The organism is Micromonospora sp. LOL_023 (assembly GCF_048060115.1).
Classification (GTDB): domain Bacteria; phylum Actinomycetota; class Actinomycetes; order Mycobacteriales; family Micromonosporaceae; genus Micromonospora_E.
Genome location: NZ_JBHMIM010000022.1, coordinates 77,454 through 97,955, shown reverse-complemented (window position 1 = coordinate 97,955; position 20,502 = coordinate 77,454). Strand labels below are relative to the sequence as shown.

General features: G+C 69.8%; 15 protein-coding genes. All 15 read right to left on the bottom strand.

The features are described 5' to 3' along the window. Positions 1-212: 212 nt before the first annotated feature. The 15 genes from ACFHVL_RS14440 to ACFHVL_RS14370 all read right to left on the bottom strand — a co-directional run bounded on the left by ACFHVL_RS14440 (position 213) and on the right by ACFHVL_RS14370 (position 20,494). Positions 213-974: a GntR family transcriptional regulator gene (locus ACFHVL_RS14440; RefSeq protein ID WP_416551059.1), complete on the bottom strand. Its 762-nt coding sequence runs from the start codon at positions 972-974 to the stop codon at positions 213-215. 119 nt (positions 975-1,093) lie between these two features. Continuing rightward, positions 1,094-2,107: a hydroxyacid dehydrogenase gene (locus tag ACFHVL_RS14435; protein ID WP_416551060.1), complete on the bottom strand. Its 1,014-nt coding sequence runs from the start codon at positions 2,105-2,107 to the stop codon at positions 1,094-1,096. After that, a complete protein-coding gene (locus ACFHVL_RS14430) occupies positions 2,104-3,144 on the bottom strand; it encodes an Ldh family oxidoreductase (protein ID WP_416551061.1) in 1,041 nt (346 codons plus the stop codon). The genes ACFHVL_RS14435 and ACFHVL_RS14430 overlap by 4 nt, the downstream gene beginning before the upstream one ends. Positions 3,145-3,207: 63 nt before the next feature. After that, complete coding sequence (locus ACFHVL_RS14425; RefSeq protein WP_416551062.1) at positions 3,208-3,984, bottom strand: fumarylacetoacetate hydrolase family protein; 777 nt, start codon at positions 3,982-3,984, stop codon at positions 3,208-3,210. After that, the gene (locus tag ACFHVL_RS14420) at positions 3,981-5,708 is read right to left on the bottom strand and encodes a thiamine pyrophosphate-binding protein (protein ID WP_416628284.1); all 1,728 of its coding nucleotides are present in this window, start codon (positions 5,706-5,708) and stop codon (positions 3,981-3,983) included. Before ACFHVL_RS14420 ends, ACFHVL_RS14425 begins: the two co-directional genes overlap by 4 nt. Positions 5,709-5,791: 83 nt before the next feature. Further along, positions 5,792-7,315: a tripartite tricarboxylate transporter permease gene (locus ACFHVL_RS14415; protein ID WP_416551064.1), complete on the bottom strand. Its 1,524-nt coding sequence runs from the start codon at positions 7,313-7,315 to the stop codon at positions 5,792-5,794. A gap of 2 nt (positions 7,316-7,317) precedes the next feature. Continuing rightward, a complete protein-coding gene (locus ACFHVL_RS14410; protein WP_416628283.1) occupies positions 7,318-8,010 on the bottom strand; it encodes a tripartite tricarboxylate transporter TctB family protein in 693 nt (230 codons plus the stop codon). Beyond that, on the bottom strand, positions 8,010-9,986 hold the full coding sequence (locus ACFHVL_RS14405; protein ID WP_416628281.1) for an aconitate hydratase: 1,977 nt from the start codon (positions 9,984-9,986) through the stop codon (positions 8,010-8,012). The genes ACFHVL_RS14410 and ACFHVL_RS14405 overlap by 1 nt, the downstream gene beginning before the upstream one ends. A gap of 4 nt (positions 9,987-9,990) precedes the next feature. Next, entirely contained in the window at positions 9,991-11,541 is a 1,551-nt protein-coding gene (gene tcuA, locus ACFHVL_RS14400; RefSeq protein ID WP_416551069.1) for an FAD-dependent tricarballylate dehydrogenase TcuA, read from the bottom strand. 113 nt (positions 11,542-11,654) lie between these two features. Then, complete coding sequence (locus tag ACFHVL_RS14395) at positions 11,655-12,653, bottom strand: Bug family tripartite tricarboxylate transporter substrate binding protein (RefSeq protein WP_416551071.1); 999 nt, start codon at positions 12,651-12,653, stop codon at positions 11,655-11,657. A gap of 121 nt (positions 12,654-12,774) precedes the next feature. After that, positions 12,775-14,304 (bottom strand): FAD-dependent tricarballylate dehydrogenase TcuA, encoded by a 1,530-nt coding sequence (gene tcuA, locus ACFHVL_RS14390; RefSeq protein ID WP_416628280.1) that lies wholly within the window; start codon positions 14,302-14,304, stop codon positions 12,775-12,777. Between the two features lie 37 nt (positions 14,305-14,341). Next, positions 14,342-15,256 (bottom strand): 5-dehydro-4-deoxyglucarate dehydratase, encoded by a 915-nt coding sequence (locus ACFHVL_RS14385; protein WP_416628279.1) that lies wholly within the window; start codon positions 15,254-15,256, stop codon positions 14,342-14,344. 245 nt (positions 15,257-15,501) lie between these two features. Beyond that, complete coding sequence (locus tag ACFHVL_RS14380) at positions 15,502-16,278, bottom strand: IclR family transcriptional regulator (RefSeq protein ID WP_416628277.1); 777 nt, start codon at positions 16,276-16,278, stop codon at positions 15,502-15,504. 71 nt (positions 16,279-16,349) lie between these two features. Next, entirely contained in the window at positions 16,350-17,567 is a 1,218-nt protein-coding gene (locus ACFHVL_RS14375) for an MFS transporter (RefSeq protein ID WP_416628276.1), read from the bottom strand. After that, on the bottom strand, positions 17,564-20,494 hold the full coding sequence (locus ACFHVL_RS14370) for an FAD-binding and (Fe-S)-binding domain-containing protein (protein ID WP_416628275.1): 2,931 nt from the start codon (positions 20,492-20,494) through the stop codon (positions 17,564-17,566). The genes ACFHVL_RS14375 and ACFHVL_RS14370 overlap by 4 nt, the downstream gene beginning before the upstream one ends. Positions 20,495-20,502: the final 8 nt, after the last annotated feature.

Below are 20,502 nucleotides of genomic sequence, written 5' to 3'. Positions count from 1 at the left end.
GCGTCGGCGGGCGACCTACCCACCATTTTCACGCCTGCGCGGCGTCCTCCCCAAGGGGACCGGGTGACTTGTACGTCCCCGTGCCACCGATCTGGTCGCACAACACGGCGATCACGCGACCACTGTCGGCCATACCCATGACGATAAGCAGCAGGTCCCCGATCATCCGCTCGTGACGCAGACCCGACGGGGCATACAACGCCTCGGTCGCCTCACACGACGGTGGTTGCCTCGCTAGCCTGGGCAAGCACCCCGGCCGGCTCGACAACGTCGATCCCCAGGTGGACGAGGAGCGGGTCTGCCCAGGTCGTCGGCACCTGCTCGCCGCTGACCTCGGCCACCTGCCGCATCAGCAGGGTTCCGGTGCGGACGATGTGTCCACCCATCCGAGCGGCCGCCGCTGCCGGGTCCCCGGCGGCAAGCGCGTCGAGGATCGGCGCGTGCTCGCGTTCGATCTCCGCCAGGTCCCGGGAACGGTGCACGGTTGACGCGCCCCGCGCCTGAGTGGCGTCCCGCAGTGCGGCGACGCCGGCCGAGAGCCGCCGGTTGCCCAGCACTGAACTGATCGCGTCGTGCAGCGCCCGGTCATGCTTCATGAACCGGGCTTCGTCGTTGCCCCGCGCCGCCTCGTGCATCGCCGCGAGCTGCTCCCGGAGGGCTGCCTGGAGTTCCTCGCCGCCGTACACCGCCGCGTACGACGCCGCCGGAACCTCCATGATCAGACGGAGTTCGAAGACCTCCCGGATGTCGTCGACCGTGACGCCACGGATCCGGATGCCCCGGTTGCGCTCGACCCGGACCATGCCCGTGTCGGCCAGCCGCAGGACCGCTTCGCGGACCGGGGTACGGGAGACTCCGTAGGCGTCGGCGAGCTTGTAGACGGAGTGCAGCGATCCCGCCTTCAGTTCACCAGAGATGATCGACTCCCGCAGCATCGCGTGTACGCGATCCGTGGTGTTGACCCGATCAGCCATCACGTTCCCCCCCGGGATGAGGAGATCCCAGCGTCATCGTCTCTCCACTCGGCGTACCATCCTGGTGGGAGAATCCCCACGAGAAAGATACCGACCCGGCCTCCGCGGCATTGCATCGGCTAAGCCCCGCCCGGGCCGATTTCGGCCTCGTTGACCGCGCCCGCCGCGCCCGCACCCCCCAGAACGTCGACGATCCGGCGGACCGCCAGGTCTCCCTGTCGTCGGGTGGCGTCCCGGGTCCGCCCGGCCCGGTGTGGCGACAGGACCACGTTCGGCAGCGCGAAGAGAGGATCGTCATCCGGCGGCGGTTCCGCGGCAAAGACGTCGATACCGGCGCCGGCCAGACGCCCCGACGCGAGTGCCTCGTGGAGCGCCACCTCGTCAACCACACCACCGCGCGAGACATCGACCAGCACCGATCCCTCCCGCATGACGGCGAACTGCGCCGGGCCGAGCAGGTTGCGGGTGCCCGCCGACCGCGGCACGTGCAGGGAGACCACGTCACTGCGGCTCAGCAGGTCGGGCAGGCCGAGGGCCGCCTCGGCGCCCCGCTCGGTGATCCAGCTCGCCGGCCGGGTCGGGTGGTAGGCGAGCACCTCCATACCGAAACCGTGCCGGGCCGTACGGGCGACCTCGACTCCGATGTGGCCCAGGCCGACGATCCCCCACCGCTTCCCAGAGAGTTCACCACCGGGATCCTGTTCCCGGTCGGCGAACCGTCCCTCGCGTACGGCCCGGTCCCACCGCGGGATCTGCCGTAGCACCGCCAGCGCCAGGGCGAAGGTCAGCTCGGTCACTGATCGGGCGTTGGATCCGGCGGTGTTGAAGACCGGCACCCGAGCGGCACTGGCCGCCGCAACGTCCACATTATCCAATCCTACGCCGACCCGGCAGATCACCCGGAGCCGTCGGGCCCGGCGCAGCAGCGCCGCGTCCAGCTTCTCGGTCCGGATGAGCAACCCATCCACGCCCTCGATCACGTCGGCGAGCCGCTCGGCCGCCGATCCGAAGCCGAACCGGAGATCGGCCCGGCCGGCTAGCCAGGTCAGGGCCGTCTCGTCGATCGGCTGGGTGACGAAGACGGCTGGCCGGCCGGCGGGCGAAGGCGGCCGCGGAGTCGGCTGCTGCGTCATCGGGACAGACCGAGGTCGTCGAGCAGGCCGAATAGGCCCTGCCAGGTGGCGTCGTCGATCTCGATGCCCGACTCGCGGCGCCGCGCAGCGGTCCGGAGCTCCAACTCGCCCGGGTAGAGCACCTCGTCGAATCCCTCGGCGACCGGCGTCTGCTTGAGGTAGTCGATGAAGTCGGCGACGGAGCGCTGGAAGTCCGCCAGGTCCCGCAGGCGGGCGACGTCGAAGACGGCGATGAAGATCCCGTCGTTGTGCCGGCCCTTCGGGTCGATGCCGAACCCGAGTCCGGTCAGCAGACCGCAGAACATCTCCACTACGAAGGAGAGGCCGTAGCCCTTGTGCGCCTGGTCTCCGCCGAGCGGAAGCACGGTGCCGCCGTCGTAGTAGTCGTTCGGATCGGTGGTCGGCTTGCCGTCCTTGTCGAGGATCCAGCCGGTCGGGATCTGGTCACCCCGGCTGCGGGCCACGTGCAACTTGCCGATCGCGACCGCCGACGTCGCCATGTCCAGCAGAACCGGACCGTCGCCATCGCTGTTAGGCGCGGCGAAGCAGATCGGGTTGGTACCGAGCCGAGAGGTGCGTCCGCCAAAGGGCGCCACCGACTTCGGCCCGAGACCGGAGTCGGCCATCATCATGGCGATCATGCCCTCCTCGGCCGCCATCGTGGCGTAGCCGCCGAGCCGGCCGACGTGGCTCTGATGGTGAACGGTCGCCATCGCGACGCCGCTCTCGCGGGCCTTGCCGATCGTCTCCCGCATCGCCCGCTCGGTGACCACGAACCCGAAACCCCAGTTGCCGTTGATCACGGCCGACGTCGGGATCTCCCGCTCGATCTCGTACCTCGCGCCAGGAACGATGTGTCCCTTGTCGATCGCCGCCGCGTACGCCATGGTCCGGATGACCCCGTGCGAGTCGTGGCCGACCAGGTTCGCCTCCACCTGGTGCCGGGCGACCGTCGCCGCCTCCTGCGGCGTTGCCCCCTTGGCCTGGTAGATCTTCTCAAGGACGTCGCGTAGTTCCTGCTCGCTAAAGGTTGGCATTGTCGTCTCCTTCTCGGACTGGCTGCGCAATCGGGCGGTCCGGGTGACCACCCCGGGCGGCGGTCACGGCCGAGGGGAGGCGACGACGTGGTGGCGCAGCACGCCGACCCCACCGACCTCGATCTCTACCTCATCGCCGGGCACCAGCGCACCGGTGCCACCAGGCGAACCGGTCAGCAGGACGTCCCCGGGCAAAAGGGTCGTGAACTGCGAGATGTAGCTGACCAAGAACCGGACGCCGAACGTCATCTGGGTCGTCGACCCCTCCTGACGCAGGTCCCCGTTGACCCGGCACCGCACGTCGACACCGGTGTCGATGTCAATGTCGGTCCCGATCCAGGGGCCGATCGGGCAGAACGTGTCGAAACCCTTACCCCGGGTCGGGTGCGGGTCGGCGCGCTGCAGGTCCCGGGCGCTTACGTCGTTGGCGCAGGTATAGCCGAGGACATGATCAAGGGCGTCGGCCTCCGACACGAAACGGGCGGCCCGGCCGATCACGACGGCCAACTCCGCCTCGTGCTCGACGTGGGTGCTCATCGTCCGGGGCGGCAGTACCACCGCGTCGCCGGGACCGACCAGGGTGGTCGGCGGCTTCATGAAGATCGACGGCACACCTTCATTGGTGAACCCCATCTCGGCCCGGTGCGCCTCGTAGTTCTTGCCGAGGCAGAGCAGCTTTGACGGGGTGACCGGGGCGAGCAGTTGCGCCGCCGCGACCGCGACGACCTCACCGGTTTCCCGGTACTCCCGGTACGGGTCGGTGTCGATGTAGTGCAGGTTGTCGTCGCGGACGATGCCCCAGGCCGGACCGTCGGCACCACGTACGCGGGCGAATCTCATGCCTCTTCCTCTCGTGTCGCCGTCGCCGCCGCTCGTACGGCGCCGAGCCGGGTGTCCGGGGTCGACTGGTCGGCATCGGTGACCAACTCGATCAGAGCTGCCCGCCCGGCCTCGCGCGCCCTGCGCAGCGCGGCGGGGAAGTCCTCGGTCCGCCGCACCTGCTCGGCGTGCGCGCCGAACGAGTCGGCGAAGGCCACGAAGTCCGGGTTTCGGAGTTCGGTGCCGATCACCCGGCCGGGGTAACGCTTCTCCTGATGCAACCTGATCGTGCCGAACTGGTTGTTGTTGGCAACTATGACGATGACCCGCAGGTCGTACTGCATGGCCGTGGCCAGCTCCTGGCCGGTCATCATCAGGCAGCCGTCACCGGCGAAGGCGACCACGGTCCGGTCCGGAAAGACGATCTTCGCGGCGAGGGCGGCGGGCAGGCCGTACCCCATGGCACCGCTGGTCGGACCGAGCTGGGTCGGATGCTCGGTGAACTCGTAGAAACGGTGACACCAGGCTGTGTAGTTGCCGGCGCCGTTGGTGATGACGGTGTCCCCCGGCACAGTCCGGCTCAGGTGCGCGACCACCTGCGCCAGATCGACGGCGAGCGCCGACGGGCCGGGGGTCGAGCGCTCCAGGTGGGCGGCGCGGGCCTCCTCGCGCCAGGCCGCCCACGGTGGCGACCATGTCGTACGCGGTGGTCGCAGCGCGGCGAGCCGCGCGCTGAACTCACGCGGACCGGAGTTGATCGCCAGGTCCGGCTGGTAGACCCGCCCCAGCTCCTCCGGGCTGGCGTGCACGTGGATCAGCCGCTGCCGCGACCGTGGCGCCTCGACCAGCGAGTAACCCGCTGTCGTCATGTCGCCGAGCCGCGCGCCGACCACGACCAACAGGTCCGCCTCACTGATCCGGCGGCCGAGTTCCTGGCCGGCACCGGGGCCGAGGCTGCCGACGTAGCACTCCGAGCGGTGGTCGACGAGATCCTGTCGGCGAAACGAGGTCGCCGTCGGAATGTCCCACTCCCGCGCGAACCGGGTCACCTGGCCGGCCGCCGCCTCGTTCCAGCCGCCGCCGCCGACCACCAGCAGCGGGCGGCGCGCCGCGACGAGGGCATCGGTCAGGCTGGCCAGGTCCGAGCTGGCCGGGTTCGCCTGGACCCGCTGGTAGCGGCGCGCGTCCGGCACCCGGACCAGCGCCGAGAGGACGTTCTCCGGCAGCGCCACGACGACCGGGCCGGGCCGGCCCGAGGTCGCAGTCACGAAGGCCCGGTGCACGATCTCGGGCAGCCGACCGGGATCGTCGACCTGGGTGGCCCACTTCGCCAGGCCGGAGAAGACCTGCCGGTAGTCAAGCTCCTGGAACGCCTCCCGACCGATGTGCCCCAAGCTGACCTGGCCGACGAAGAGGATCATCGGCGTGGAGTCCTGCTGCGCGGTGTGCACCGCGATGCTGGCGTTGGTGGCTCCCGGCCCCCGGGTCACGAAGCAGATGCCCGGCTCGCCGGTGAGCTTGCCGTACGCCTCCGCCATTGTCGCCGCACCACCCTCGTGGCGGCCGACGTAGAGCGAGATGGCGTCACCGGCGTCGTAGATCGCGTTGGTGGCGGCGAGGTAGCTCTCGCCGGGTACGCAGAAGACGGTGTCGACACCGTGGAGCAGCAACTGATCGACGAGCACCTGCCCACCGGTCCGCTCCCCTGAGGCGACGGCCCCGGAGTTCTCCTCGGCGATGTTCATGTGCGTTCATTCCTTCCCGTTGAGCGGTCCGGTCACGAGTCCGTCGAGCGATCCGGTCACGGCCCCGTGCGGGTGTGATCCGGTCACGCCTCGACCCTGCTGTGCTGGCGAGCCCGGACGGTACGTACGGCCCGCTGGGTGAGCGGCAGCGTGGCGACGGCGAGGGCGAGCAGCATGATGACCCGGGAGGTCGGGGACCCGACGAAGATCGTCCAGTCACCCCGGGATGCGGTGAGTCCTCTGCCCCACTGCTCCTCCATCAACGGACCGAGCACCAATCCCAGGACGGCCGGTGCCAGCGGGAAGTCGCAGATCCGCAATACCAGCCCGACCATGGCGAATATGATCATCAATTTGAGATCGGTGGCGTTGCGGGCGAGGCTGAAGACGCCGACGGTGGAGACGACCAGGATCATCGGGTAGAGCAGTGCGGTCGGCACGCTCAGCAGCCGGACCCAGAGTCCGATCAGTGGGATGTTGAGGACGATCAGCATCAGGTTGCCGACGAGCATGCTGGCGATGACGGCCCAGACGAAGTCGGGGTTGTCGCGCAGCAGCAGCGGTCCGGTCTTGACCCCGAAGCCCTGCAACGCGCCGAGCATCACCGCCGTCGCCGCTGACCCCGGGATACCGAGCGCGAGCAACGGAACCAGGGAGCCGCCGGCCGCCGCGTTGTTCGCCGCCTCCGGACCGGCGAGCCCCTCGATCATTCCCTTGCCCCGGCCGAACATCTCCGGGGTCTTGCTGATGTTGCGCTCCACGCCGTACGACAGGTAAGAGGCGACCGTGGCGCCAGCACCGGGAAGCGAACCGACGGCGAAGCCGAGCGTGGCTCCCCGCAGCCACGGTCCGACGCAGCGGCGCCACTCCTGCGCCGTCATCAACAACTTGCCGACAAGCGCCCGGCCCCGGGATTTACCGGAGCGGCGGACCGCGCCGAGGACGAAGAGCACCTCGACGACGGCGAAGATCCCGATCGTGACGAGTTCGAAGTCGATGCCGTTGTAGATGGCGAGGACCCCATACGTGAACCGGTTGGTCCCGCTGACCGCGTGGATGCCGATCGTGCCGATCGCCAGGCCGAGCAGCGCGGAGAAGGCGGCCTTGAGCGGCCGGCCACCGAGCATGCTCGTCGTGGCCAGGGCGAGTACGGCAAACGCGAAGTACTCCGCTGGCCCGAAGGTGAGCGCCACCCGGGCCAGCGGTTCGGCAACCAGCGCCAAACCGAAGGTGGCGAGGATGCCGGCGACGAACGACCCCATGGCGGCGGCGAGCAACGCCGCCCCGGCCCGACCAGAGAGCGTCATCCGATAGCCGTCGAGGACCGTGACCACGGAGGAGGACTCCCCCGGGGTACTGAGCAGGATCGAAGTCGTCGCGCCGCCGTACATGGCGCCGTAGAAGATTCCGGCGAACATGATGATTGCACCGGTCGGATCGCCGAGGGCGAAGACGACGGGCAGCAGCAGGGCCATCGTGACCGACGGGCCGAGGCCCGGCAGCACGCCGACAGCCATCCCGATGGCGGCGCCGATCAGCGCGTAGAGCAGGTACTCCGGCTGCAGGACCGTGCCGAAGGCGGCGAAGAGGTTCCCGAAGGCGTCCATGATCAGATCAATCCGGTGAGGATGCCGGCGGGCAGCTGGACCCCGAGCAGCTCGGTGAAGATCAGGTGCACCGCGCCAGCGAAGAACACCGCGACGATGACGTTACGCGGCCACTTCTTCGGGGTCAGGTAGGTGGAAAGGCCGGCGAGGAAGAGCGCCGTCGAGACGAGGAAACCGAGCGTCGAGAAGAGCATGATGTAGGCGACCAGGGCTGCGACGGTGGCCCAGGCGTCCCGCCAGGAGGTGATCCGGTCCGTTTCGTCGTCCACGTCGTCGGCCACCTCCGTTCCGGCGGCGCGGGCCCGGCGGTCTCGATGAATCTTCAGGAGTTCGGTTCCTGCGATGGCCACCGTCACGATCACCATCAGTACGCCGAGCAGCGTCGGAAATCCCCGTGGCGAGACGATCAGGGTCCGGGCCGGCAGGGTGATCGTCATCGCCTGCCAGAGGTAGATCACCGAGAACGCAGGCAGGACACCAATCAGGCAGGCCCGCCGGATGATCGCCGCCACCGGCCCCAACGGCGGCAGCTTCTCGCCCGACGAGGTGTCCTTCAGCTGGTCGGCCGGGGCCGGGTCAGCCGGGGCCGGGTCAGCCGACGGACCGGTCACCGGCGCCAGATTCCGCCCCGGCACCGAGACCTGCGTCGGCGTCGTTCCGCCATCAGCGGCCTTGGGTTCGGGTTCTCCCCGCATCAGCTTTCCTCTGAGGTCTGTGGCTGGCTGGCCGTACGCACCACGTCGAGCAGACTGCCCGCGAGAACCATGGCGACCTGCTCGCCGTCGAGTCGATGCGTGGTCAGGAACGTGGTGGCGCGGGTGAGATTCTGGACCGTGATCGGTCCGCCCTCGGCGAGTGCCCGCCGGGGTTGGTCGAGGGCGAGCAGGTCACCCTCGGTGATGCCGTCGTGGTCACCGGCATCAACGAACTCGAGGGCGAGCACCCCGAAGTTCGCCAGGTTCCGCCAGTAGATCCGCGAGTAGCTCTTGGCGATCGTGACTCGTAGGCCGAGGTAGCGTGGCGCGAGGACGGCGTGCTCCCGCGAGGAGCCCTGCCCGAAGTTCTCCCCGGCGACGACGAGGTGCCCGCCGGCGGCGGCCCTGGCCCGGCCGACGTAACCGGGGTCGATCCGCTGGTAGGTGAATTCGGCGGTGGCCGGGATGTCGGAACGCAGCGGCAGCACCCGCTGACCGCCGGGGAGGATCTCGTCGGTGGAGACATCGTCGCCGAGTTTGAGCAGTACCAGCCCTTCAAAGGACTCCGGCAGGCCGGTGAAGACGGGCAGGGACTTGATGTTCGGCCCCTTCGTCAGCGATTCCCGTACCCCGCCGGGCGGCGGCGGCCGCAGGAGAACCTGGTCGTTGACGACGTAGCGCCCGGCGGGTGGTTCGACGTACCGGGGACAGTCGATACCGAGCAGATCGGGCAGTTCCCTCGGGTCGGTGATCCGCCCGATCAACGCCGAGGCGGTCGCCGTCTCCGGTGAAACCAGGTGGACCAGGTCGTCGCGGGTGCCGGAACGTCCCGCGAAGTTGCGGGGGGTGGTCCGCAGCGAGGGCAACCCGGAGGCCGGCGCCTGACCCATCCCGACGCAACCGTTGCAGCCGGCCTGGTGCAGCCGGGCGCCAGCCTGCAACAGCGGCGCCAGCAGACCCTCGCCGACGAGGGTCTGCAACGTCTGCCGGCTGGCCGGGTTGATGTCGAAGCTCACCCCGGCGGCGACCTGCCGGTCGCGGACCAGCAGCGCCGGCACGGCCAGGTCACGCAGCCCGGGATTCGCCGACGAGCCGAGGTACGCCTGCCCGATCGGCGCCCCGGCGACCTGGGCCACCGCGACCACGTTGCCGGGACTGGGCGGGAGGGCGATCAGCGGTTCGAGCTGGTCGAGCGCGATCCGCTCGTACGCGTCGTAGCCGGCGTCCGGATCGGCGCGCAGTTCGGTGTGGTCGGCCCCGCGTCCCTCCCGCTCCAGGAACCGGCGGACCTCCTCATCGGCGGGGAACACGCTGGTGACCGCGCCGAGCTCGGTGCCCATGTTCGCGATGACGTGCCGGTCCATGGCGGTGAGGGCGGTCAGGCCGGGGCCGTGATATTCGATCACCCGGCCTGCTGCGCCTGCCACACCGTGCCGGCGCAGCAGCTCCAGGATCACGTCCTTGGCGGAGACCCATTCCGGCAGCGCTCCGGTCAGCTCGACGCCCCAGACCTCGGGCATCCGCAGCGGCAAGGGTCGACCGGCGATCGCCAGCGCGACCTCGAGGCCGCCGACCCCGATCGCGAGCATGCCGAGGCTTCCCGCGGCGGGCGTGTGTGAGTCGGCGCCGACCAGGGTCCGGCCGGGTACGCCGAAGCGCTGCATGTGGACGGCGTGGCTGATCCCGTTCCCGGCCGGGGAGTACCAGAGACCGAAGTGCCGACAGGCGGACCGGAGAAACCGGTGGTCGTCGGCGCTGCGCTCGTCAATCTGCAGCAGATTGTGGTCGACGTAGACGGCTGAGAGCTCGGTTCGCGGGGCGACCAGCCCCATCGCCTCCAGCTCCAACATGACGGTGACCCCGGTCGTGTCGGGGCAGAGGGTCTGGTCGATGCGGAGCGTGATCAGGCTGCCCGGAATGGGCTCACCCGTCACGAGGTGGCCGGCGATCAGCTTCTGGGTCAGGTTCAGGCCCACTGGATCACACCGCCGCCGACTCCCGGGCCTCCGCGGTGCCCTCCGCCGAGGCACTCTCCACGGCAGTGCTCTCGACAGCAGCGGAGGTGCCGGCCCGGCGCCCGAAAACGGACCCTGCGGTGAGGCCGGTGCCGGCCGGGTAGTTGTGGTAGAAAAGCCCGCCCACCAGTTCGCCCGCGGCGAAGAGGCCGGGGATCGGCCGGGAACGCCGGTCCAGAACCCGCCCGCCATCGTCAATACGGAGCCCGCCGTAGGTGAAGGTGATCCCGCAGGTGACCTTGTAGCCGTAGAAGGGAGCGGTGTCCAGCGGCAGCGCCCAGTTCGACTTCGGCGGTTCCAACCCGACGGTGCCGAGACCGTCCTTGACTGCCGGGTCGAACGAGCCCTCGCGGGTGGCGGCGTTGTACTCCTCGACGGTCGCCTCCAGCGCGGCCGGATCGAGCCCGAGTTCTCCGGCCAGTTCGGCGATGGTCCGCGCCTCGAAGCCGGAGACCGAGGCGCCCTCGTACTGGTCGGCACGGAGTAACGGCCGGGTCTTGGCGTCGAAGAGCTGGAAGGCGAGCGCGCCTGGCTGGCGCAGGATCGCGCCGCCGTACTCGGCGTAGGTCAGACCGCGGAAGTCCGCGCCCTCGTCCAGGAAACGCCGGCCCCGGGTGTTCACCACGATGCCCAGCGGATACATGTGCTTGGTCAGCGAGTACGCGAGTTCCCGGTCGCCGCCGTCGGCCGGCGCGGCGGCGTCCCAGGCGACGGCGTGCGCGCCGCTCCAGTGGCCGTACGGCGCGGCGCCGAGGTCGAGCGCCATCCGCAGCCCGTCACCGGTGTTGAACGGCGTACCCCGGACCTTCGCCAGGTCCCATCCGGGGCCGAGGTACTCGGCTCGCATCCTCGGGTCGGCCTCGAAGCCGCCCGATGCCAGCACCACGGTGTTGCCGTCGATCTCGAACCGGCCGTCGGTTCCGGCGCACCGGACCCCGGTGACGCGTCCGGTCCCGTCGGTGCACAGCGCCTCGGCCTGGGTGTCGTAGCGGATCTCGATCCCGGCGGCCTCGGCCGCGGCGAGGTGCTGCCGGACCAGGCCCTTGCCACCGTCGACGGTGCCGAGGTAGAGGCCGCCCCAGAACTTGGCCCGACCGTCCTTCTGGAACGACTGGCCCTGGTACATCAGCGTCCAGCGGATTCCCTTGCCGTGCAGCCACCGGATGGTCTCGGCGGACTCCTCGACGAGGATCCGGGTGAGGGCCGGGTCGCAGCGCCCCTTGGTTTGGGTGTACATGTCCTTGAGGAACATCTCGGCGCTGTACGGCGGCAGGTCGGTGGCATTCGCGCGGTCGTCGTCGACCCCGTCCAGGATGGGCCGCAGCGACTCCAGACTCTCCACCACCGCCCGGAAACCGCCGACGGTGAAGTAGCTGTTGCCACCGGCCCACTCCGCTGGCGCCTTCTCAAGGACGACGACGCTGGCACCACGGTCGCGGGCGCCGTGCGCCGCTGAGAAGGCGGCGTTGCCGGCTCCGATGACGATGACGTCGTACTTCTCGCTCGTGCTCTTCACTGCACACCTCTCCCCGGCGTCAGGACGTCCACTGCGGCTTCTGCTCCTCGGGTGCGGAGTTGGCCGCGGGAGCTGACGCCGTTGTCAACTCCCGCGCCCGGCGGTGGCGGCTCCTAGGTGACGAGGCCGAGGTCGGTGAGGATTCGGCGCAGGTTCTCCTCCTCCTCGCTGAGGAAGGTGGAGAACTCCTCGCGGTTCAGGCCCGTGGTGTCCCAGACGTTCTGGTCCGCGATCGCCTGCCACTGCGGCGTCTCGACCATCTCCATGAGCTTGGTGCTCCAGTACTCCACGGCGTAGTCGGGCATGTTGGGCGGGCCGAACACGCCGCGCCAGTTGGCCTGGGTGACGTCGTAGCCGGACTCGATGATCGTCGGGATGCTCGCCACCCGCTCGACGGTGAGCCGCTCGGGTGCGCTCACCGCGAGCACCCGGGCGTCGCCGCTCTCCACCAGGTTCAGCAGGTCCGGTCCGCCGAAGGAGACGTCGATCTGGCCGCCGAGCAGGTTACTGGCGTTCTCGTCGCCGGGCAGCGGGATGTAGGCGAGGTCCTCGAACTTGACGCCCACGCCGCGGGCGAGTTCGGCGACGACGATGTTGTCCGCACTGCCGAGCGACGCTCCGCCGATAATGACACCACCAGCGTCGGCCTCAATTTCGGACACGATTTCGCCGAGCGACTGGAAGGGCGAGTCATTGCGAACGTATACATAGGTGTATTCGGCGTAGAGACCGGCCAGCGGTACCATTTCCGACAGCCCAACGTTCTGCGACTCCTGCACTGTTGCCGACAGGTTGCTGACGCTCGTCAACAGCAACGTGTCGTCAGCGCCGTCGTGGTTCGAGGCGAGCGTCGCGGTCGCCACCATGCCGGACCCGCCGGGCAGGTTGCTCAACCGCATCTGGGCGTCGACCAGGTCAGCCTCTTGCAGAGCCTGCATCACGCTGTTGATGGCGAGGTCGATGCCGCCGCCCGGCGGGAACGGGGAGTAGATCGTCATCTGGGATTCGGGGTAGGCCGAGCCGGCCTCCTCACCCTTCTCGGATCCGCCAGAGTTGCACGCTGAAAGAGCGAGCACGCACGCCCCAATTCCAGCTATCACTGCCTTGCGCATGTAGAAGCTCCTCGCCATACGTCGATGTTTGTGAGTAGCCAATAAGTATGTCGGACATGGCTGGCGAAATGAGTAGCACGCTACCGGGTGAGTAGCACGCTACCGCTGAACCCAAGCCTCGTCAACGGCCCGAGACGATTGTGTTACCCAGGCGTTTCCCGGCTTGGGGAACGCCCCGTGGCACCGCCGCCGCCGCTCCAGCGGTACGGCCCAGCACCGCACCGCTGGTGAGACCCGAGCCGCCGGGGTAGTTGTGGTAGAACAGCCCACCGACCAGCTCCCCCGCCGCGTAGAGCCCGTCGATCGGCCGATGCCCGGTGTCCAGGACCCGCCCATCGCCGTCGGTACGCAGCCCGCCGAAGGTGAAAGTCACCCCGCAGGTGACCGCGTACGCCTCGTAGGGCGGGCTGTCCAACGGGTTCGCCCAGTTGGACCGGGGTACCGGGAGTCCTGGTGCCCCCCGCCCGTCCCGGATATGCGGCAGGAAGGGCACCTCGGTCTGGACGGCGGCGTTGTACCGCTCGACCGTGCGCAGCAGCCCCGCCGGGTCGACCCCGACCATCCGGGCGGCGAGATCGTCGAGGTCCGCGGCCCGCACCCGGGTGACCTGGCGGATCCGGTACTCGTCGCGCAGCAGCGGGGCGGTGCGCTGGTCGAAGATCTGCCACGCCACCAGGCCGGGCTGGGCCAGGATCGCCCGGCCGTACGCGGCATAGGGGTAGTCGCGGTAGTCGGCGCCCTCGTCGACGAAGCGCTCACCCCGGGCGTTGACCATGATCCCGTACGGGTAGCTGCACTTTTTGAACTGGTCGCCGACGGCGAGCTCGCCGAACTCTGGCGCGTTCGCCTCCCAGGGCACCGCGTGGCAACCGGACCACTGGCCCCGAGGGCTGGCACCGATGGCGAGCGCCATCCGGATGCCGTCGCCGTTGTTGAATCGGGTGCCCCGCACCCGGGCCACGTCCCACCCCGCACCCAGATACCGGGTACGCCACTCCGCGTTGGACTCGAATCCACCCGAAGCCAGGATCACCGAATCCGCCGGCAGGACCAGATCACCGTCCGGCCCGAGCGCACGTACGCCGGTGACCCGGCCCCCCTGCCGGAGCAGCGCCTCGACCCGGGTCTCGTAGCTGATCCTGACACCGGCCCGCTCACAGGCGAGGACCAGGGCGTCGACAAGTCCGGGTCCACCGCCGGAGACCGCCACCAGGGGCGCGTTCACCGCCCCCTGCCCGGCACCGCCTGCCGAGGACGGCGGTGTCAGGACCGGGACGAACCTGACGCCAGCCGCCCGCATCCACCGGGCCGTGTCGAAGCTGCGCGACACGACCTGGTCGGTCAGGTCCGGGTCGCACTGGTAGTTGCTCATCCGGGCCAGGTCGTCGTAGAACTCCTCCGCTGGGTACGGCCGATTGTCGATCTGCTCGGCCTGCTCCGGCGGAAGGTCATCGACCAGGGTGCCGAGTTCGGCGCCTCCGGTGATCTCCACCCGCATCGTGCCTGCGGCGAAGGCGGTGTTGCCACCCCGGTCAGCTCGGGGCGCGCACTCCATGACGGTGACGTCGGCGCCGTGTTCCCGGGCCGAGAGCGCCGCGCAGAGTGCCGCGTTGCCGGCGCCGACAACGATCACCCGGATCGGGCCGCTCATCGGGACACCGCAGGGTGGCGTGGGCCGACAGTTTCGGTCATCGGGGGGCGCCGACGAGGTCGAGGCCGTGCGAGATCAGCTCCGCCAGCCGTTGCGTGTGCCCGGCGGAGGGCTCGGTCAGCGGCGGTCGGACCGAGCCGACCTGGCGGCCCCGGATCCGCAACCCGGCCTTGATCAGGGAGACCGCGTAGCCGCTGCCCTGGTCCCGCAGATCGGCGAAGGGCAGGTAGAACTCCCGCAACAGCAGGTCCCGCCGCTCCCGATCGTTGGCCTGGACGCTGCGGTGGAAGGCGACCGCGACCTCGGGAAGGAAGGCGAAGACCGCCGAGGAGTAGCTGGAGACCCCGAGCCCGGCGAAGGCCGCCTGGGAGAGTTCGGCGGTGGGCATGCCGTTGAAGTAGGCCCACCGGTCGCCGCCGGAGAGCCTGATCCGCTGGATCCGTTCCAGATTGCCCCGGCCGTCCTTAAGCCCCACGATGGTGTCGAGTTTGAGCAGCTCGGCGACGGTCTCGGTGGCTAGCTCCACCTGATCGCGGTGGTAGATGATCAACGGCAGTGGGCTGCTAACGGCCACCTGCGAGTAGTGGGCGAGCAGGCCGACCTGGCCGCCGACCACGCCCGGCGGCGGGAACAGCAGCGCCGCGTCAGCACCGGCCCGCTGTGCCCGGGCCAGGAACTCGGCGGCGAGCGCCGCGCCGTAGCCGAGTCCGGAGACCACCGGCACGGCACCTCCGACCACCTCGGTAGCCGTGGCGACCAGGCGTTCGTACTCGTCCAGACCGAGGGCGAAGAACTCTCCGGTGCCGCAGCCGACGAAGACGCCGCCTGGCGAGTGGGCAAGGCCGGCGGCCAGGTGTGCCCGGAAGGCCGGCAGGTCGAGCGCGCCGTGCTCGTCGAACGGGGTGACAGGAAAGAAGAGCAGAGCGTTCTCGCCGATCTCGGCGACAGACATCGACACAATGAATCCTCTCAGCGAGTTCATATATATGAACTAGTTTTCATATCTAGACGACAACGTAAGCGCAGCTCAGAGCCCCGTCAAGGAATGATCACATCGAAGAATGCCCACTTATGATGGATTCGGCCCGGCAGCTCACCGAGCGTCGGCGCATGGCCAGATGGGAGAGTGGAGCGGCGGCCGGCGCAGGAAAGACCGGTGCGGTGCGGGATCTGCAGCGGCGCGGCGCGGGACCGGGGTCAGACCAGCGGTCGGAGCCGGGCCAGCAGCGCCTGACGCGCCGCGAGCAGCGACCTAGTCGTGGCCCGCACCTTCGCCTCGTCCAGTCGGGCCACCGGCACCGAACAACTGATCGCCACCAGCGGGAGGTCGTCGTGGCACAGCGCCACCGCGAAGCAGCGCAGCCCGACCGTGCCCTCCTCGCCGTCGATCGCGAAGCCCCGTTCCCGGGTCTGCGCGAGATCCGCCAGAAGACGGTCGGCTGAGGTCAGGGTCTGCGGGGTCAGGGCGATGTACTCCGCCGGCAGGGACGCCTCAAGCTCCGGCACGGGCAGGGTCGCCAGCATCGCCTTACCCAGCGCCGTGACATGGGCCGGCATCCGTCGGCCGGGGCGGAAGTGCACCCCCAACGCGTGCCGGGAATACTTGGAAAGCAGGTATCGGACGTTCTCCTCCTCCAGCCGCGCCAGGTGGATAGTCTCGTTCAGGCTGTCCCGCAGGCCCTCCATGACATCCTCGGTCAGGCCGATTACGTCCGACTCGTCCAGTCCGGAGAGCCCCATCGCCCGGGCCCGATAGCCGAGGACGAAACCGCCCCGACGGTCGGTGGCCACCCAGCCCTGCCCACCCAGCGCCGCCAACATGGCGTGCAGACTGCTCTTGGGCATCCCGAGAGCTCGTTGCAGCTCCATGAAGGACTGCGGTTCCCGGCCGGTGAGCAACTCCAGCAGGCGCAGGGCGCGCTCGGCCGACTTGACCGACGGTGCCGCCCACGCGACCCTCTCCTCGCCGCCCACGTATCACCTCAGTCGCTCTCGTCGAGCCGTGCCCCCGGTCACCCGGCGTCGACCGATTGTCGATCGCGAGGCTACCGCCTCGGCGAGCCGGGTGGCTCCGGCTCCGCTGGGGGCGACCTCGGAACGCCCACCGCCGAGGCCACCAGGAGCAGACCGAGGAACGGGAAAGCCCAGGACGCGCCGGCGGCACCAGTCGCCACCCCGATCCCGGCCGGCACCAGGACCTGCCCGATCTTGTTGCCCATGATCCGGATCGACAGAGCCGCCCCCCGGGTCCGCGCCGGCACCGCCTGCACCACCAGCGCCATCGTCAGCGGCTGACCGATCCCGAGAAAGAAGCCTGCAGCGACGAGCACCAGCCCGAGCAGCCAGATCCGATTGGTAAGGGGCAACAACGCCATCAGCACCCCCGAGCCGAGAGTGCTCATCAGCAGCAGGCGGACCCGGCCCCACCGGGCCAGCATCGGTGGAATGAGCACCCGGGAGGCGACCGAGGCCGCAGCCCGCAGACTCAGCAGCGCCCCGATCGTCGCCGCACCGATGCCGCGTCGCTCACCGAGCAGCGGCAGGTACGCCACCAGCACATCCACCGCCGTCAGTAGCGCAAGACTCGCGAACATTCCGCCGAAGACGCCCGGCAATCGGAGAATCCGGATCGGTCCGGGCGCCACCTCGTCGCCAGGCGGTCCCGGTCGGGACCGCCGGTCCGAGTCTGCGAAGCCCCAACAGAAGATCAGCGCCACCGCGCTCAGCAGGGCCCCGATGACGAACGCCCGGGTCGTGGTCACCTCGCGGGCCGCCCCGCCACTCAACACCGCACCACCCAGGGTCGGCCCGATCATCTGCCCGACCGAAGCGGCGGCACTGATCAGACCGAAGTCCCGGTCCAGGCTGTGCTCGTCGGAGAGCGCTGCCACCAGGGTCTGCGCGCCGATCATGATCGCCATCGCGCCGAGGCCGAGAATGATCGTCGCGGCCACCAGGACGACCAGGTCGCTGGCGACGACCAGACCCGCGCAGCCCGCCACCAGCAGCAGAATCCCGCCGAGCAGCACCGGGGTGGAGCGCCGCCGGTCCGAGTAGCGCCCGATCGGGATGGCGACCAGCGCGGGCAGCAACGCGTACGCGGCCACCAACAGACCAACCTCCAGCTCGCCGCCGCCGAGGTCGATGACCCGGTAGGTGAGCACCGGTCGAACGACGAAGACCGCGACCTGGGTGATCAGCATGCAGAGCAGCAGCCGCCACAGCCAGCCGGGCAGCCCGGACCGGAGCCGGTCACGGATCATGACCAGGGGCGGGTAGACGGATCGGCGGCTCGGGGATCCGGCGGCGCCGACTCCGCCCCGACCGACCCTGTACCGCCCAGCGCCGACCGGATCACCTCGGCCAGGTGCAGCGCCTGCCGGTCGGTCGCCCCGGCGATCTGGGTCCGGCAGCTGAACCCGTCCGCGACGATCAGGGTCTCCTCGGTGGCGGCCCGGACCTCCGGCAGCAGGACCCGCTCACCGGCCGCCATGGATATCTCGTAGTGGCCCGCCTCGAAGCCGAAGTTCCCGGCCAGCCCGCAACAGCCGGAATCCAGCACCGCGTTGTCGAGTCCGAGATCGGCCATAAGCTTCCGCTCGTCCTGATCTCCGAGGACCGCATGCTGGTGACAGTGCGTCTGGGTGATGGCGGCGCCGGTGATCCGGGGCGGTCGCCAGCCCGGGGTACGGGCCAACAGCGCCGCGAGCGTCGTCGTCGCCTCGGCGGCCCGCTGGGCACGGGGGTCGTCGAGCAGCTCGGGCAGATCCGACCGGAACGCGGCGGCGCAGCTCGGCTCCAGTGCCACCATCGGCATCCCCGCCGCGATGAACGGATCGATCGCGTCGAGGCTGCGTCGGGCGACCCGACGCGCGACACCGAGTTGGCCGGTGCTGATCCAGGTCAGCCCGCAGCACTGGACCCCGGGCGCGACCCGGACGTCGTACCCGGCCGACTCCAGCACCTCGACGGCGGCCCGCCCCACCTCCGGGGAGAAGTGGTTGGTGAAGGTGTCCACCCAGAGCAGGACCGGCGTACGCCCCTTCTCGGGCCGGCCACGGCGTGCCCGGAACCAGCCGAGGAACGTCTGCCCGGTGAAGCGTGGGATCTGGCGCTGCGGAGCGATCCCCCCGAGCCGCTTGAGCAGCGGGGCGAGCAGCCGCGAACCGGTGGCCTGGTTGATCAGCACCGGTGCGACCCGGGCCAGCCTCGCCCAGAGCGGCAGGAACCCCATCGAGTAGTGCGACGTTGGTCGAAGCCGACGCTTGTAGTGGTGGTGGAGGAACTCCGCCTTGTACGTGGCGACGTCGACCCCGGTCGGGCAGTCGCTCTTGCAGCCCTTACAGGAGAGGCAGAGGTCGAGCGCGTCACGTACCTCGGTGGAACGCCAGCCGTCGGTGACCAGGTCACCCCGGCTCATCTCGAAGAGCAGGTGGGCGCGGCCTCGCGTCGAATGCAGCTCGTCCTTGGTCACCATATAGCTGGGGCACATCACCCCACTGGAGGTGTCCCGGCACTTCCCCACTCCGATGCAGCGCCGGGTCGCCTCGGCGAAGTCGCCGTGGTCGTCGGGGTACGAGAAGACGGTTGCCAGCGGTAGGGGGCGGTAGCCGCTGCCGAGCCGCAGGTTCTCGTCGACCCGGAACGGGCGCACGATCATGCCCGGGTTGAGCCGGTTGTCGGGATCCCAGACGCCCTTGAACCGGGCGAAGAGTTCGATCACCTCGGGGCTGTACATCCGGGACAGGAACTCGCCTCGGGCCTGGCCGTCACCGTGTTCCCCGGAGAGCGAACCGCCGTGCGCGGCGACCAGGTCGGCGGCCTCACCGACGAAGGACCGGAACCGCCGTACCCCCTCGTCGGAGAGAAGATCGAAGTCGAGCCGGACGTGGACACAGCCCTCGCCGAAGTGGCCGTAGGTGACGCCGTGCAACCCGTACTGGTCACGCAGTGCCTTGAATTCGCGCAGGTAGCCGGCCAACCGGGCCGGCGGAACCGCCGCGTCCTCCCAGCCGGGCCAGGCCTCGGCGGAGCCCGCCATCCGGGTGGCGATGCCGGCGCCGTCCTCCCGGATCCGCCAGAGCCGGCGCTGCTCGGCAGCCGGGACCACGACCTCGCGGCCGAGCGCGGCGCAGTCACCGGTGATCTTCGCGGCGGCCTGCCTGGCTGCGTCCAGGCTCGCCGCGCCGACCTCGACGAAGAGCCACGCCTGGCCCTCGGGGAGCAGTGACCAGAGTTCGTCGTCGCCGCCAGCCGGGTCCAGCGTGTTGACGAGTTCCCGGTCCAGTCCCTCGATCGTGAGCGGCTGGTGCGGTAACAGGTTCGCGACGTCCTCCGCCGCGGCGCAGTCGTCGTCGTAACCCAGGACCAGAAGCACCTTCGCCGCCGGTACCGGCACCAGTCGAACGGTCGCGCTGAGCACGATCGCGCACGTCCCCTCGGTACCGACCAGCGCGCGCGCCAGGTTGAACCGGTTCTCCGGCAGCAACTGGTCGAGCGGGTAGCCGGAGATCCGGCGGCTGAAGCCGGAGAGTTCCCGGCGCAGAATGGCGAGGTTCTCCTGCGAGAGTCGGCGCAGCTCACGGTAGATCTCGCCGGCTCGACCTGGCTGGGCGACGAGTTCATTGATCCGGGCGGGGTCGGCCTCGCCGACCGTCATCCGGGTCCCGTCGTAGAGCAGGATGTCCAACTCGACGACGTTCTCCGCGGTGGTGCCGTACGCCACCGAGTGGGAGCCGCAGGCGTTGTTGCCGATCATGCCGCCGATGGTGCAGCGGCCATGGGTGGAGGGATCCGGACCGAAGGTGAGTCCGTGTGGTGCGACCGTACGGCGCAGCGAATCCAACAGGACCCCAGGCTGAACCCGCGCGGTCCGGGCCACCGGGTCGACCGCCAGGATCCGGTCGAGGTAACGGGAGGTGTCGATCACGACACCGCCGCCGCAGGCCTGTCCCCCGAGGCTGGTCCCGCCGCCTCGGAGCACCACTGGGGCGCCGACATCCCGGCAGGCCACCACCGCCGAGATGAGTTCCTCCTCGGTCCGCGGCAGGACGACGCCGAGGGGCAGCTGTCGGTAGTTGGAGGCGTCCGAGGCGTACATCGCGCGGGCCGCCGTGTCGAACATGCCGCCGGGCAGAACCGCCTGCAGTCGCCGCCGCAGCTCTGCCGTCTCGGTCTCCGGGGCCGTCACCACTACCT